Genomic DNA, 15,770 nt, shown 5'->3' on the forward strand with positions numbered 1-15,770 from the left:
TAGGTCAGTTGATTTCCGTTCCAGGCGCTTCGCTTTCCGCGGGGCGGGCGGTGAGCTTCCTCGTCGCTACGCTCCTGCGGGATCTCACCTGTCCCGCTGCTCCCGCAGGAGTCTTCGCGCCTTCCACTCCAATCAACAGGTCGGTGCCAATACAAACCTTCCACTCAACCATTAAATAATAATAAGTGATAAAATCAATTTTAAGGCAAAACAGTCTAGCCAAAGTGAATATGAATTTATGACTATTGATATATTAGTTCCTGACAATTATCTCCTCCGTGAGATTGAAAAATATATTATTTTTCATTTCTTCTTGAAAAAGGTCACCCTTTTTATAACACTGATAACGGTCGTCCTTCTGATCCACTTGTTCTATTTAAAATGATGTATATTGGCTTTCTTTACGGTATTCGCTCCGAGAGACAATTAGAAAGAGAAATAAGAATGAGCGTTGCCTACCTTGGTTTTTAGGCTTAAAGTTAAAAGAGCCAGTTCCCCCATCACTCTACGATTAGTTGGAATTGTCCACATGGTTTTAAGGATACCAATATCTTTCAGGAAATTTTTGACGAGATTGTCCTATAAGCAATGAATCACAAAATGGTGGGTGGTGTCGGGTTTTATTTTCGGACTCTACTCATTTAAAGGCTAATGCAAATAAGCATAAGTTTAAAAAAAAAGAGGTTGAAATAGAAACTCGTGAATACTCTGAAGAACTAAACAACGAAGCTTCGCGGACTCAGGAAGAACTGCATGGGCTTCATTACTGCCGATTACGGGGATTGAAGAATGAAAGTGAACAGGCTCTCCTTACTGCATCCTGCCAAAACATAGAAAAGATTGCAACACATTTAGCTAGGTTGGATATGGTGTGTTGCAATTCTTTAGGTTGATTGGAGCGGAAGGTGCGAAGACTCCTGCGGGAGTAGCGGGACAGGTGAGACCCCGCAGGCGTTTACGCCGAGGAGGCTCAGCGCCCGCCCCGCGGAAAGCGAAGCACCTGGAGCGGAAATCAACCGGCCAATTAGCAGGCTAAATAAAAAATTGCCGAGTAGAATACTCTTTCTCGACAATCTGACAAAAGAGCAACCTTTTGGTTGCTCTTTTGTTTAAAAAGGATTTATTTTTCCACGCCTAACTGACTTACTTTGCCTTTTCCAAATTTTCTTTTAACAAAAGGAACAGTTAAGCGGTCTAGACCCCAATAATATGAACCTGAGCCAGTAAAAAGTAAAATCATCGCTGCTGTGTATAAAATGGGATTTGTGCTTGTTGTTCCTGCTAGCATGTAATTCAAATTCATTAAAGCACCAGCAAGGATTGCTGGAATCGTTACTAAACCTAAAATAAGTCCAAGACCAACTAAAGCTTCACCCCAAGGGATTAAAGTATTAAAAATATGTACATTAGGCAATGCAAAATGCTGAATAAAAGCTGCATACCAACCTTGTACAGCGGGATGCTCTCCAGAAGAGTTTGCAATTGCTCCTTGTAAGAATCCGTCTGCTGCAAAGCCACCCGCTTTAATTTTCTCAATGCCTGCTTCGAACCATTGTAATCCAAGCCAAATTCTCAAAATCGTCCATACTACTGATGCTTGTGGAGTTTTCCACCATTTCATTTTATGTCATCTCCTGATTGTTTGAAATCTTATTAACATGCTGGCCAGCACTTTGGAAACAAGATATCTTAAGTGAAATATCTTGATATTAAGATATATCAATTAAATGTAAAACACAATAGGATTCACAATTTGTTCAATATTATTTTTAAAGGAGGATATTAAACTTTGCATAGGATCGTTTTTTTCTCAAAAAAAAACGATTCTTCATCAGAAGAACCGCTTTTTTACATTGATTAGAAGGTATGTGCCATTTCCTTTGCACGGGCAATGGCATTTTTCTTTATTTCTTCTGCCTTTTCAGGATTGGCGTTATGTCCTTCGACGAACAACCCTTCCAGTGAAGGAACACCGAAAAAATTCATCATAACACTTAAGTAGCGGTGGCCCATTTCCATTGCAGCTGCTGGCCCTTCAGAGTAATAACCACCACGTGCTTGAATGTGAATGGCTTTCTTATTTGTTAAAAGTCCCACTGGGCCTTGCTCAGTGTAATTAAATGTTTTGCCCGCCACTGCAATTGAATCTAAGTACGCCTTCATAACGGGTGGGAAAGAAAAGTTCCAAAGTGGTGTGACAAAAACATATTTATCAAAGGCGATAAATTGATCACTTAACTCACCAAGGCGCCCCACTTTTGCTTGTTCTTCTGGAGAAAGTTCAGTAAACCCGCTTCCAGAGCGAAGTTTCCCCCATCCGCTAAAAACATCTGCATCAATATGTGGGATATTTTCGCTATATAAATCTAAATGAACAACTTCATCATTGGGGTTTGCTTGCTTATAAGAATCGATAAATTCCTTACCTACTGCCATACTATAAGATTGTGTTTCATTATGAGGATGTGCTGTAATGTGTAAAACTTTTGCCATGATTCCTCGATTCCTCCTTTTGTTTTTAAATTGGTGCACCGTTTTTAGTATTAGTTATAATGGCAAAAAAAATAAGCCTGTCCGCATAAAATATTATGCGAATAGGCTTATTGATAATTAGTTCTTTTTGACAAATGTATCAGTTAGTGGTGGAATAATTTGTTTTTTACGTGATACAACACCTTTAAGAAGGGCTGAGTTGTTTGTCAATGTTACATTAAATGCTTCCTCAACTACTCCAGTTTCGTTACCTAGTGCAACCCCAACAGAATCATTGGTTAAAATATCAGTAACAACAAATAGGAACAAATCTAAATTCTTTTCAGAAATTACCTTTGTAAGAGCATCCTCTAGTTCTGCTTGACGAGCAAGAACATCGTTTGTGTCAACAGCATTCACTTGAGCGACCTCAACTTTATAGTTGCCCATTTGGAATTCCTTAGCATCTAAAGAAATCAATTGAGAGATTGTTTTATCACTTAAGTCCGCGCCAGCTTTTAACATCGCTAAGCCGTAGCTTTCTGCGTCCACTCCGGCGATTTCAGCAAGTTCCTTAGCTGCAGCCACATCTTGGTCTGTGCAGGTTGGAGATTTAAATAATAAAGAATCAGAAATGATTGCCGATAACATTAATCCAGCAATTTCTTTTTCAATCGCAATTCCATTTTCTTTGTACATTTTGTTTAAGATTGTCGCTGTACAACCAACAGGCTCGCAACGATAGTATAAAGGATCGCTTGTCTCAAAATTAGCAATGCGGTGGTGGTCAATTACTTCAAGTACACGAACTTTGTCAATATCGTTGGCACTTTGTTGGCGCTCATTGTGATCCACCAAGATTACGTTTTTTACCTCTTCAGATACTTGTTCCACTAAACGAGGTGCTGCTACTTGAAATTGGTCAAGTGCATACTGAGTTTCACCATTAACTGAACCTAAGCGAATTGCTTCAACTTCTACCCCTAATTTTGACTTTAAGTCTGCATAAGCAAGAGCAGAACAAATTGTATCAGTATCTGGATTTTTGTGACCAAAAATAAATATTTTTTCCATTTTCACTTCTCCTTATCGTTTATTACATAATTTCCATGAATATGTCCGTATTCTATTTTAATAGATTTTACGCAAATTACAAAAAAAAATTGCTCGACAAAGTTTTTATTTTTGATATTGAAGGCAAACCAGCATTTTTACGAAAGGCTTTGTTAGTGCACAATGTTGATTTTACCCTCCCAGTTGATTGGATCGCAAATCAACAGACTAGTTTAACACAAAAAAAGCAACCCTAATAATGAAGGATTGCCAAAGTATTGAATATTCACTTGTTGCCCCTACAGGACTTCGTGTTTAGTATTTAACTGATTTAACGGAGGTGATTGAGTAGTTGAATTATATGCAACCTCTTCATGGAAGCTTAAATCTAATCCCATTAATTCCTCTTCTTTGCTTACACGGATGGCAGTGAACAGGCTGATCACTTTTAAAATCACAAAAGTACCAACTGATGCCAATAAAACTGCTGCTCCTACCCCAACCAATTGATGGAGCAATTGCTCTGGATTCCCGTAGAGTAATCCATTATTACCTGCTTCATTAACACTTTTTGTAGCAAAGATCCCAGTGGCAATCGCCCCCCAAATTCCACCAATCCCATGGACCCCAAATGCGTCTAATGTATCATCATATTTAAAGCGAACCTTTACAAAATTGATTCCGAAATAACAAATTGGTGCTGAAATCAGGCCAATTAGTAAAGCTGATTGAACTGTGACAAAACCTGTCGCAGGTGTAATGGCTACTAAGCCTGCAATGGCACCCGTCGCTGCACCTACCAACGTTGGACGCTTGCGAATCTTCCATTCAATCAATAACCAACCAAGTCCTCCTGTTGCTGCTGCCACGGTCGTGGTAGCGAAAGAAAGAGCTGCGATACTCCCCGATCCTAATGCACTACCCGCATTAAATCCGTACCAGCCAAACCAAAGTGTTGCGGCACCAATGAGAAAGAAAACAATATTGTGCGGTGCGTGCTCCATCTGCAGTTTTTCATTTCTCGGTCCAATCACAATGGCGGCAACTAAAGCACTGACACCAGATAGAATGTGAACAACTGTCCCTCCAGCAAAGTCAAGCTCGCCCATTTTGAATAACCAGCCGCCACCCCATACCCAGTGAGCCATTGGAGCGTAAACGAATGTAACCCATAATACTGTGAACATCGTCCAAGCAGGGAATGAAATTCGACCGGCAATGCCCCCTGAAATAATGGCAACCGTAATCGCTGCGAAAGCGCCTTGGAAAATCACAAAGATTAAATCAGGTATCGTAAAACCTAAGGAACTATTTCCTACTCCTATTCCTTTCAATCCAAGGAAATCTAAGGAGCCAATTAAACCAGCTGCATCGGTACCGAAGGTTAAAGTGTAGCCCCAAAGTACCCAGACAACCGTGACAATTAATAAACTGACGAAACTGTGCATCATCGTTGAAATTACATTTCGTTCACTGACTAATCCACCATAAAATAGTGCAAGACCTGGCACGTGCATAAAAAGAACAATAGCTGTCGCAATTAACATCCAAGTTGTATCGCCTGTGTCAATGGCGGGAGTTTTTTCAGCAGCAAATGCATTAATTGGTAATACCAATAAAAATAATAACGACATTCCAATTAAAGAAGATTTATTTTTTAACAGATGCATATTTTTTTCCTCCCTTTTACTAGACTAATTTTCAAAAAGAACCTTACGGCATGTGGTGCTGATGTTGTTGAACCTCTTCACTTTGCTTTGCAGGATGCGCATTCAAGTCAACAAGGTTTACTGATGCTGCAACCAATATGGGAATGATGATTGAAAAAATTAATGAGGTGGATTGCTTTTTACCGAATGGTACGACTGTTTCATTCCGATTTTTTTTATGAAGGGCCAATAAAACAATCGCCATACTGATAACATAAATAAAGTCCATAAATAATAGCATCAAGCTTATCTCATCTGTACGAAGCATTTCCCCAAGCATAGCTCCCATCATTCCCCCCATTGCGCTTGAACAGGCTGCCTCGATCATTCCGTGGATTCCAAAGGGGTAGCCGATTACAATTGCTATAATCAAGCTAATCATGACTGCGGAAACCGTTGATAGCGCTAGTTGACTTTGTAAAAACACCCCTGCCAATACCCCAATAACTAATCCATTCATCATCCCTAATCCCATCGAAATCATTTTCCCCGTCATTGGATTGACGTTGCCCTTTTGCAGATATACATTTCGAATATAAACTAGCAAATAGATTACAACTAAAATAGAACTAATCAGCATTTTCATTTCACCTCATTTCGTAAAGCTCAAGCATCTGTTATTATTTCTCAGAGTTAATTTTGATTTTCAAGGTTGGGGGAGATTTGACTCCCCCTGCTTATTAGTGGTGGCAGCTTGTACCTTTCTTCGCAGTTGGTCTTGGTAAATCTAATGCCGGATTACGATCAAAGAATCCAACCGGTTTTAATTGGAAATTAATATACGCAGTTGGCATCACCGGCCAGTCTTCAGTACGGGTAATATGGTGGTGCCCCATGGTATACCAAACCACAATGTCTTCATTTTCAATATTGCGATTTGCTTCTGCGTATCTAGTAATACCATCTCCACCCTTGTGTTGGTTTGGATACTTACCAGATGCATATAACTCGTTAGGGTCATACTTTGTTACATGAAGATGGTTTTTAATGAAGCCAGCCCGCTTAATTAAACTAGAATTATCGTTGGCAAACGGCAAGCAGTTTTCACCAGGCATGATTTTATAACCAACAGGCTGACCAACAAAATTCTTCGATTCAGGATTAATAATTTTCCAAGTCCGCTGTGAAGCTAGATCCATTTGACGAATCGCTTCCTGTTCTGTTTTGAACGTTTTTGCTTCAATATAATAACCATTATTATTTGGATTTTCCGGACCGACTTTTGATGCTACGGTATTCACCTCGACCACTGAATTGTTCATTCCATCCAATTGTGTATCGAGTCGGAAGTTAAAGAAATGTTGATGATATGGTGCATTCAGCTGTGGCGCAATAATCGTCCCATGTTTTGGTACTTCTCCTTCATCAAGAGCCCCAGTGTTCAACATACCGGTCAACTTCACTTCGCATTCCATTGTTCCGTCCTGATAAAATGACCAAAAGAAACCGTAATCGTAGTTGGCAACCGTTGAGAAAAAGGAAATGACAAGGCGACGTGAACGACGAACTTCTACTTGCTCGGTTCTCCAATCCGTGTGCTTCCATGCAATTCCATAATCCTCTTCATGTAAACAAATAGCATTCGGAATGGTTCTGATATTCCCCTTACTATCTGACATCACAGCATCGAAGTAACGGATTTCCCCTAAGCAGTCACATCCTAATGTTAAGGAATTAGCCAATTGTCCCATTCCGTATTCACCAGCATCAAAGGCATTTTGTCGATTATGGATTGGCGTGGTGTCACCGTATGGCACAACCATTTCAGCTAGTGAAGCTCGGTATAGAACGGGGCGTTTTTTCCCCTTATCTTCATAGCCAATTGTATGAAGAACAAGTCCTTCTCTTGGTGTAAAGCTGAACCTAAAATCCCACTTTTGCCATTTGATGCGGTGGCCTTCCACTTGGAAACTCGCGCCATCAGGCTGAACAATTTCCAACGCTTTTAGGTCTTTACGCAGCTCGATCGAATCAGATGTTTCTGGAGCATAATTGGCTCCTGTTGGTGGAAGTGGTTTGACTCCATAATCCTCAATTCGCATGACTTCCATTTTATTTAGATCCACCACTGCATATAAGCCTGAAAGTGGATAGGCATATCCGTTATCCTCTGGTGACTTTCTGACCCACGCTAACGCACGCGCCACTCTTTTCCCTTCATCTTCCTCAACCCCGAAATACCCAGCAGACCATGGATCAATCATGACGAGTTCAGGGTCTGTTACCCCTCTTTTGAGTAGTGCTGCTTGATAGTCTGGATGATCTTTAACAACCCGCTCACACTCTTCAAATTCATCCAGCAAAAATCCAGGCTGAACATCTGGAATGTACTCATATGAAACTACTTTTTCATCCGTAATCGAAACAACCGCTTCGTACGTTTTTTCAGTTTCATTGTCTAAAAGAATGATGAACGCTTCACGACTAATTGGTTGACCTTCTTTAAAGTTTAAAACAACCTCTTTTGTTGGTTCTTGTAACACTACCTGAGCGAACCGCACAGATTCCGTTAAGTTCTTTTGCCCTTTGATCAGATCTACTGCTTTCGATATTTCTCCTGCTGTTAATGGCTCTAATGGGTGAAGTACCTGTTGTTTTTGTAATTGATTAGTTTGCAATTTTTATTTCCTCCTTTTAAAAACGCTTGGTTCCGTTTTCGTTTTCTATATTTAGGTTACTCAGTTCCCGAGGTTATTTATTGTAAAAAACGGAACAATTTCCGAAAATTCATTCAATTCAGCAAATTGTTTGTTAGATTATCTTACAAGATTGTGGATTCGGTCCATCTAATCAACAATAATAAGGAGGTGTTTATGACGAACATGTGAACATTTTTACAGTGAATTGTTAGGAGGCTTAACATGACTACCTTAATAGAAAAACACTACTTTCCATCCCAACCGGAAATTCAGCTTAATACGAATTCTTATCAGGAAATCAAACCAGGTGACTCCTTTTACGGAAGTCACATTGCATTGTTCTACCAATTTACAACTACATTAAATTCTGAAGACACCTTGTCTCTAATCCCCGACGGTTGTTTTGATATTTTATTTCGTTGTCACAAACAAACACCACATGCCATTCTATGGACCAGTCCCCTGCAAAGGCGAGTACAGCACAATTTTCAAAAAAACTGTGAATATTTTGGGGTAAGGTTTTTTCCGGAGCAAGGGCTGATTAAGCTGAAATATCCCATGAAGGAAATGCTTGATCGTCAAATACCGCTTCTCGATGTTACATCAATAGATCCAGCAGTTATTGAAAAAATTAGCTACGCCTCTTCTTTTGAGGATAGAATTAATCTATTTCAAAGGTATCTACTGCGGCTAGAACCAAATACGAACCAGGATTATGAAATAGTGGCTTCAGCAATCAAAAATATTACCGAATCAAGTGGTCTTTTGAATATCAGTGATTTATCGAAGAAAGTCGGCTACTCAGACCGGTATATCCGTGGAAAATTCGAAGAATATATAGGGTTCTCTCCGAAACAATTTTGTCAAATAGTTAAATTTCAAAACTGTTTACATAAACTTTTATTTGAAGATGACCATGATTTATTAGATCTTATTTACGATTATGGCTACTTTGATCAAGCACATTTTATTAAGGGTTTTAAAAAATTCGCCTACTATACACCTGGAAAATATAAAGATCACTTTATTAAAAGATGTCTTGCACAGTAGGTTTAAGCCTCCAAAGGGGACTTTGATCCCTTTCATATACCTCGAAATAAAAAAAGGGAATCAGACTATGCGTCGATTCCCTTTGCTTTTAGTATGTTTAAGTACCAATATACTTTGAATAATATGTTTTTGCTTTGACAAGATCATTTAATCCATGAATGAGAACCCTGCCGTCTTTGAAAAAAACAATCGTAATCTCATCATTTGGAGAAAAACGGAGCATATATGGGTTCATTTCGACTTTTCCACTTGATTTCAAGCGTTCTGCAGTTTTAATAAAATCAATCTCCTGCTTGTTTCTTGGATTAATCTGGACCGTATCACGACCACACAAGCTAGTATAGGCTATTTGCTGATGAGAGGACCTATCTAGAAAATCATATTTGTGCTCGACACATGTTGGGCACTTTGGGTTACGCCCATCAGATATATCCATTTGCAGGGAAGAGTTATACCAAATATCAAGTTGCTCCAAATTTGGGTTCGTATCAACACCAACTAACAATTTCAATGCTTCCATTGCTTCAAACGATCCAATAATATCGGTTATCGGGGAGAGAACCCCAATCGTATCACAGGTTTCACCCAGCCCGGCTGGAATGTCTGGAAAAAGGCATCGATAGCAGGGGGTTTTTCCAGGAATAATGGTGGCAAACATCCCCCTTGAGCTGACTGCACCTCCGTATACCCATGGGATCCCATGCTTTACCGCAACATCATTGATTAAATAACGAGTCATAAAATTATCCGATCCATCAACAATAACATCAAATCCACCCAATAACTCTTCAGCATTATCAAGATTTAAATCAGAAAGTATCGGCTCAACAATTACCGTTGAGTTAATTTCCTTCAACCTTTTTTCAGCTGCAATCACTTTTGGGATCTTTTCTTCAGAATCTATTTCAGTATAAAGAGATTGGCGTTGCAAATTTGATAATTCAACTATGTCTCGGTCTATTATTCTCACAAATCCGACACCTGATCGAACAAGGTGGTTGGCGATTACAGTACCAAGAGCCCCCATTCCAACAATAGCTGCCCGACTTTTTACTAATTTAGATTGTCCATCTTTTCCAATTGGCTTAAAAAGCATTTGTCTAGAATATCTTTCCAATTCTTGCATAGACACCCCTCTTTTCTATATGATTATAGTTTATTTTCAAAAAAAATTTACTAATAATTTCGGAAAAGCTAAATATTAAGAGGAATTTTTTTATTCAGTATCTAATTTATTATAAGGTAAGTATTTTTTTTTACACTAGAATTGAAAGAGGTGTTGTTAAACGATGAATCTTGGCGGCTTTAAAAACAATGAAATAGTTGTTGATTTAACAAGCTCTACTGTATCTTACAGAGAAATCAACGAAGATCTTGCCAGAAAATACATCGGTGGCCGTGGTTTAGGAGTGAAGTATGTCCTAGATAATGGACCTGAGGTAGAACCTTTTTCCGAAGAAAACATTATTTGTATTATGACAGGTCCTGTCACTGGGTCCCGTTCCTCGATGAGCGGAAGACTTGCAGTAGTAACAAAATCTCCACTCACTGGTACTGTTACAGATTCTCATATGGGTGGTTGGACAGCAGCTCGTTTAAAATGGGCTGGGGTCGACAACGTCATTTTTAAAGGAAAAAGTGACAAACCCGTTTATCTTTATATTGAGGATGGAAAAGCTGAAATCCGCGATGCTTCTGAAGTATGGGGAAAAGGGACAAGAGGCACGATTGCATTTTTCAAAGAAAAATATGGTGAAGCTGACCTAAGTGTCATGACGATTGGTCAAGCCGGTGAAAATAAAGTGCTTTTTTCAGGATTTATGAATGAACATGACCGTGCGGCAGGCCGTGGTGGTACAGGTGCTGTTGCCGGATATAAGAAATTAAAAGCTATTGTTATCAAGGCTGCACAAAAAGGCAATATGCCTGAGCCAGCTTTAAAGGATGAATATAAAGTTGCAAACAAAAAGGCCGTAAAAGCACTCCTTGAAGGTGGACTAACTGCTCCGAATAAGGGTGGATTATCCGTCTACGGTACAAATGTTTTAACAAATTTAATTAATGAAGCAGGAGCTCTTCCTACAAAAAATTCTCAATTCACGTATTGGGATGAAGCTGAAAAACACAGCGGGGAATATTTTAACAAGCATTTGCTCGTTAGTAATAACACCTGTCATGCCTGTCCTGTTGGCTGTAAAATTGAAGTAGAGGTCAAAGAAGGAAAATATAAAACAAGAGTGGAAAGCATTGAATTCGAATCTGCTTGGTCAATTGGGGCCAACTGTTTAGTAAGTGATGCCGAAGCTATTTCCTTCATAATTGACCAATGTAATGAATACGGTCTGGATACAATTGAGCTCGGACATGCATTCTCTGTAACGATGGAAGCCTATGATAAGGGCTTGGTTGACGAAAAGCTTGTATGGGGCGATGCTGATGCTATGATCGAAATGACTAAAAAAATCGCCTTCCGTGAAGGATTCGGCGGTGTTCTTGCTGATGGACCAGCGAAAGCTACAGCTCTTTGGGGCGCTCCGGAGCTTTCGATGTCAGTTAAGGGACAATCTATCCCTGCTTACGATCCACGGGGTATTCAAGGTATTGGTCTTGGTTATGCGACTAGTAACCGAGGTGCTTGCCATTTACGTGGCTACACGGTCGCCAGTGAAATCGCTGGAATCCCAGAGCCTACAGATCGACTTGAAGCGCATGGTAAGGGTGCGTTGTTGAAAATTTTCCAAGACTTACTTTCGTTCTCTGATTCTATGAATATTTGCAAATTCTCTTCATTCTCTGAGAATGCCGAGCATTATGCTGAGCAGTATGGAACGATGACTGGTGTTGAGTTGACGGCTGATGATGTGATGAAGGTTGGCGAACGGATTTACAATCTAGAGCGCTATTATAATAACCTTGCTGGTTTTGATAAACGTGAGGATGATTTCTTACCGAAACGGTTTACAGATGAACCTGCAACAGGCAATAGTGCAGGTTATGTGAGCCGAATGGATATCATGCTAGAGGAGTATTACCAAGTTCGTGGCTGGAAAGACGGCGTCGTGCCTGTTGAGAAGTTGGTTGAATTAGGGATTATTGATGAAGCAGTTGGACAGAAATAAGAATTGAATTGCTGAATCAGAAATATCGGAGGATGAGTCGAGTCGATGTGGCTCATTCTCCGAAAATACTATTTTATTTTTTTTCGAGAAGAATTTAGTCTATTATCTTTGGAGAGGAGCATATTCTCGCCATATTGCTACCAGATTTCTAAATTCCATGAATCTATCCCACCTCGGTACAAACAAAGGCCGGGTTTATTTTCCCCCTCCAAAATAAAAAGCCAGAGGCACTTACTCAGCCCCCGACCCTAGTAGTCTTATATCGATATTTCTTAATAAGTTCCTCTAATCCTACTTCATCGTCCGCTGTAAAGCGAACCATAACTGCATTGACTTTAAAAATAGACGTAAACGAAATTTCCTGTTCACTCAAAATCTGTCCTTCCCAGCCAGCAGCAACAAATATGGAAGGAAATGAATCAGAGTCAGTGTCGGTATCTTTTGTTTGTGATGCTGGTACTTGTTCTGATTCCCTTCTAGATTCTTTAGCCAACCGTTTTCCGCCCAACTCTTCAAAATACATTTCAAGATGACGACGATTTATACCCCGAAATTCAAGGTCACGACTGGCCATTTTAACCCCCTGCAACTGGAGGAAATAGCGCAAATTGATCTGTCCCCTTCACCACAGTATATAGTCCCTCTAAATGGATGATATTTCTTCCATTCAAATAAACATGGACAAATGGCTTAAGCGTTTTCTCTTCGGTGAAAATTTCATCATATAACTTAGGAAACATTTCTATCATTCTATCAAGAACATCGATAACACGCTCGCCTCTGGGTTGTACCTCAACTGTAACCCCGCCGCAAATGTCTCGGAGGTTGGCAAACACCTTCACCTGCACACAAATCGCTCCTCTCATTGTTTATTTCCATATTAAAATCAAAATTACTATTTTACCATGAAGTGTCTCCCCCTAAGATGAGACTACATCAAAAACTCACATATCTAAACCTATCGAAATATATTTCACCTCTAAAAACTCTTCGATCCCGAAGTGTCCGCCTTCTCTACCAAGACCACTTTCCTTATAGCCACCGAACGGGGCTTGCGGAACTGAAGGTAAGGCATCATTGAGCCCAATAATTCCGTATTCGAGCTGTTCGGTCATTCTAAATGAACGACTTAAATCATTTGTATAAACATATGCTGCCAATCCATAGCGAGAGTTATTCGCTCGAGCAATGACCTCCTCTTCCGTTACAAATGTAGAAATGGGCGCAAGTGGTCCGAAGATTTCATCCTTCATACAGTCCATCTCATCCGTAATGTCCGTCAAAATAGTAGGCTGATAGAAATACCCAGGGGATCCAGATGGTTTATTACCGCTACAGCTAATCTTTCCACCTTTTTGCAATGCATCTTCTACTAGGGTTTCCACCTTCAATAAAGCAGCCTGATCAATTAGTGGCCCCACATCAATTCCCTCATCGAGTCCGTTTCCTACCTTAAGTTTTTTCAACTCTGACGAAAAAAGCTCAATAAATGATTCAGCTACACTCTCTTGAACATAGACGCGATTCGTACAGATACAGGTTTGCCCGGCGTTGCGGAATTTAGATTGCACGAGACCTAAGACAGCCTTCGGCAAGTCGGCATCATCCATGACGATAAATGGTGCGTTACCACCTAGTTCGAGTGAAACCTTTTTTACATTTTCGGCAGCACCACGCATCAGTAACTTTCCAACTTCTGTCGAGCCTGTAAATGTAATTTTGGTTACCCGTGGATCTTTCAACCATGCCTCCCCAATCTCCGATGATCTTCCCGTAATAATATTAAGTACACCATTCGGCAGACCAGCCTCATGAGCAAGCTCCGCTAATTTTAAGGCCGTAAGTGGAGTTTGGTTTGCCGGCTTTACAACTGCTGTACAACCTGCTGCTAAAGCAGGAGCAACTTTCCGAGTAATCATGGCTGCTGGGAAGTTCCACGGTGTGATCGCCGCAATTACACCCACTGGTTCCTTTCTAACGATGATTCGTTTATTGGGGGCGGAAGCAGGGATCGTTTCACCATAAATCCGCTTCCCTTCTTCGGCAAACCAAGAGATAAACCCATTTGCATAGACAACCTCACCTAATGCTTCCTTTAATGGTTTGCCTTGTTCAATCGTCATCACTTTGGCGATTTCATGCTTATTTTCATCTATTAAATAATGCCATTTCATTAATATTTTATAACGTTCTTCTGCTGTTTTTTTGGACCAGCTTTGAAATGCCGCAGAGGCAGTATCAACGGCTTTGTTTGCCTCAAACGCACCACCGGTTGGAACTGCCCCAACAACCACTTGTGTTGCTGGATTTATCACTTCGGTAAATTCCTGGTAATTTCCCCCTACCCAACCTCCGTCCAGATACATTGGATAGACCTTCCATTTGCTATTTCCCATTGTTTTACCCTCCAAACTAACTACAATTCACTCTGACTCTTTGAACAAATTCGACATCTGGCACCTCCAACCCTTCTTCTCCCTTAACTTGTTCCATCATTTTCCTACAAGTGTTCCAGTGGAATTTTATTTCGCCCCCCACATAGTAATTCCCACCAATAACATTCTATTTTTGAAAAAATAGATGCAGACATCCAAAATTGGAGAAGCAGGAACTTTATTGCTATAATGAATCAAAAATAACGAGGGGGAGCATCTCAGATGGAGCAAAATAAGTTTATCGGGTTTATTGGAACTTATACAAAGGGGGAAAGCGAAGGCCTTTATTCATTTTCATTGGATACTCAAAATGGAAGAATCGAACACATAAAGGTGGCTGCAAAACTTGAAAACCCCACATATTTAACGGTTAGTCACGATAGTAAATTCCTTTATTCTGTTGTTAAGGATGGAGAATTGGGTGGGATCGCTGCTTTCTCAATAAATAAAGAAACTGGTGAGTTATCACCACTAAATCAGCAGGGTTCAGAAGGAGCACCCCCCTGCCACGTAAGTGTTGATAGTCAAAACCGTTATGTTCTCGCGTCCAATTACCATAAGGGTAGCATCGAAGTTTACTCTTTAAACCAGGAAAGTGGAAGCATTAACCCTAAAGCCTCCGTTGCTACACATGTTGGCTCCGGTCCGGATAAACGGCAGGAAAAACCACACACTCATTACGCAGGTTTTACCCCTGATGAAAAGTATATAGCCGTGGTTGAGCTCGGGATTGATAAGGTTTTTACATATGAATTAAATGATGGCACTATAAATGAGGTCTCAAGCCTCAGTGTAAAACCCGGTAGTGGTCCAAGGCATCTGGTTTTTCATCCTAATCAGCGCTACGCTTATGTGATGACTGAGTTTAGCTCAGAGGTCCTTGTATTACGGTATCATGCTGATAATGGTCAATTTACGCAAGTGCAATCGATTCCCACTATTCCAACTGATTTCACTGAGAACAATCAAGGAAGTGCTATTCATATTTCTTCAGATGGGCGCTTTGTGTATGCAGGAAATCGTGGACATAATAGCATTGCTGTGTTCCGGGTTAACCAGGAGACATGTGAGCTGAGTTTTGTGGAGTATACCTCTACCGAAGGAAATTGGCCAAGAGATTTCGTATTAGATCCTACCGAAAAATTCATCGTTGCTTCTAATCAGGAATCGAGTAACCTTGTTCTCTTTTCAAGAGATTCTGAAACCGGAAAACTTACCCTATTATCTTCTGATAAAGTTGTTCCAGATCCTGTTTGTGTGAAATTTTTATAATATTAACATCAAAAAAAGAAC

13 protein-coding genes and 1 pseudogene are annotated in these 15,770 nt (G+C 40.1%); 4 read left to right on the forward strand and 10 right to left on the reverse strand.

Annotation, left to right across the window (positions count from 1 at the left end; all coding sequences use genetic code 11):
* Window positions 1-238: 238 nt before the first annotated feature.
* Window positions 239-749: pseudogene (locus tag B1NLA3E_RS25740) on the forward strand (transposase); the annotation flags it as partial.
* Between the two features lie 371 nt (window positions 750-1,120).
* Here the strand turns inward: B1NLA3E_RS25740 and B1NLA3E_RS19690 are convergent.
* From B1NLA3E_RS19690 to B1NLA3E_RS19715, 6 genes are all read right to left on the reverse strand, one after another.
* Window positions 1,121-1,621 (reverse strand): DoxX family membrane protein, encoded by a 501-nt coding sequence (locus B1NLA3E_RS19690; RefSeq protein ID WP_015595575.1) that lies wholly within the window; start codon window positions 1,619-1,621, stop codon window positions 1,121-1,123.
* A gap of 236 nt (window positions 1,622-1,857) precedes the next feature.
* Window positions 1,858-2,493 (reverse strand): FMN-dependent NADH-azoreductase, encoded by a 636-nt coding sequence (locus tag B1NLA3E_RS19695; protein ID WP_015595576.1) that lies wholly within the window; start codon window positions 2,491-2,493, stop codon window positions 1,858-1,860.
* Between the two features lie 117 nt (window positions 2,494-2,610).
* Window positions 2,611-3,546: a manganese-dependent inorganic pyrophosphatase gene (locus tag B1NLA3E_RS19700; protein ID WP_015595577.1), complete on the reverse strand. Its 936-nt coding sequence runs from the start codon at window positions 3,544-3,546 to the stop codon at window positions 2,611-2,613.
* Window positions 3,547-3,824: 278 nt separating this feature from the next.
* The gene (locus B1NLA3E_RS19705) at window positions 3,825-5,195 is read right to left on the reverse strand and encodes an ammonium transporter (protein ID WP_015595578.1); all 1,371 of its coding nucleotides are present in this window, start codon (window positions 5,193-5,195) and stop codon (window positions 3,825-3,827) included.
* 43 nt (window positions 5,196-5,238) lie between these two features.
* On the reverse strand, window positions 5,239-5,814 hold the full coding sequence (locus B1NLA3E_RS19710; protein WP_041580707.1) for a hypothetical protein: 576 nt from the start codon (window positions 5,812-5,814) through the stop codon (window positions 5,239-5,241).
* A 100-nt stretch (window positions 5,815-5,914) separates the two neighbouring features.
* The gene (locus B1NLA3E_RS19715) at window positions 5,915-7,852 is read right to left on the reverse strand and encodes a primary-amine oxidase (RefSeq protein WP_015595580.1); all 1,938 of its coding nucleotides are present in this window, start codon (window positions 7,850-7,852) and stop codon (window positions 5,915-5,917) included.
* A gap of 243 nt (window positions 7,853-8,095) precedes the next feature.
* On the opposite strand from B1NLA3E_RS19715, the gene B1NLA3E_RS19720 reads away from it, so the two are divergent.
* The gene (locus tag B1NLA3E_RS19720) at window positions 8,096-8,923 is read left to right on the forward strand and encodes a helix-turn-helix domain-containing protein (RefSeq protein ID WP_015595581.1); all 828 of its coding nucleotides are present in this window, start codon (window positions 8,096-8,098) and stop codon (window positions 8,921-8,923) included.
* 97 nt (window positions 8,924-9,020) lie between these two features.
* Here B1NLA3E_RS19720 and B1NLA3E_RS19725 read toward each other — a convergent pair whose 3' ends face one another.
* Window positions 9,021-10,049, reverse strand: coding sequence for a ThiF family adenylyltransferase (locus B1NLA3E_RS19725; protein WP_015595582.1), 1,029 nt, complete (start codon window positions 10,047-10,049; stop codon window positions 9,021-9,023).
* Between the two features lie 163 nt (window positions 10,050-10,212).
* Here B1NLA3E_RS19725 and B1NLA3E_RS19730 point away from each other — a divergent pair, with 163 nt between their 5' ends.
* Window positions 10,213-12,042, forward strand: a complete 1,830-nt coding sequence (locus B1NLA3E_RS19730; protein WP_015595583.1) for an aldehyde ferredoxin oxidoreductase family protein — start codon at window positions 10,213-10,215, stop codon at window positions 12,040-12,042.
* Between the two features lie 235 nt (window positions 12,043-12,277).
* Here the strand turns inward: B1NLA3E_RS19730 and B1NLA3E_RS19735 are convergent, their stop codons facing one another.
* The 3 genes from B1NLA3E_RS19735 to B1NLA3E_RS19745 form a co-directional block, all read right to left on the reverse strand.
* Window positions 12,278-12,616 (reverse strand): hypothetical protein, encoded by a 339-nt coding sequence (locus B1NLA3E_RS19735; protein WP_041580708.1) that lies wholly within the window; start codon window positions 12,614-12,616, stop codon window positions 12,278-12,280.
* A gap of 1 nt (window position 12,617) precedes the next feature.
* Window positions 12,618-12,890 carry a ubiquitin-like small modifier protein 1 gene (locus B1NLA3E_RS19740; protein WP_015595585.1) on the reverse strand — a complete coding sequence of 91 codons (273 nt, stop codon included), beginning with the start codon at window positions 12,888-12,890 and terminating at the stop codon, window positions 12,618-12,620.
* A gap of 96 nt (window positions 12,891-12,986) precedes the next feature.
* Complete coding sequence (locus tag B1NLA3E_RS19745; RefSeq protein ID WP_015595586.1) at window positions 12,987-14,438, reverse strand: NAD-dependent succinate-semialdehyde dehydrogenase; 1,452 nt, start codon at window positions 14,436-14,438, stop codon at window positions 12,987-12,989.
* 261 nt (window positions 14,439-14,699) lie between these two features.
* On the opposite strand from B1NLA3E_RS19745, the gene B1NLA3E_RS19750 reads away from it, so the two are divergent.
* Window positions 14,700-15,749, forward strand: coding sequence for a lactonase family protein (locus tag B1NLA3E_RS19750; RefSeq protein ID WP_015595587.1), 1,050 nt, complete (start codon window positions 14,700-14,702; stop codon window positions 15,747-15,749).
* The last annotated feature ends 21 nt before the right edge of the window (window positions 15,750-15,770 follow it).

It is taken from the genome of Bacillus sp. 1NLA3E (assembly GCF_000242895.2).
Lineage (GTDB): Bacteria > Bacillota > Bacilli > Bacillales > Cytobacillaceae > Bacillus_BU.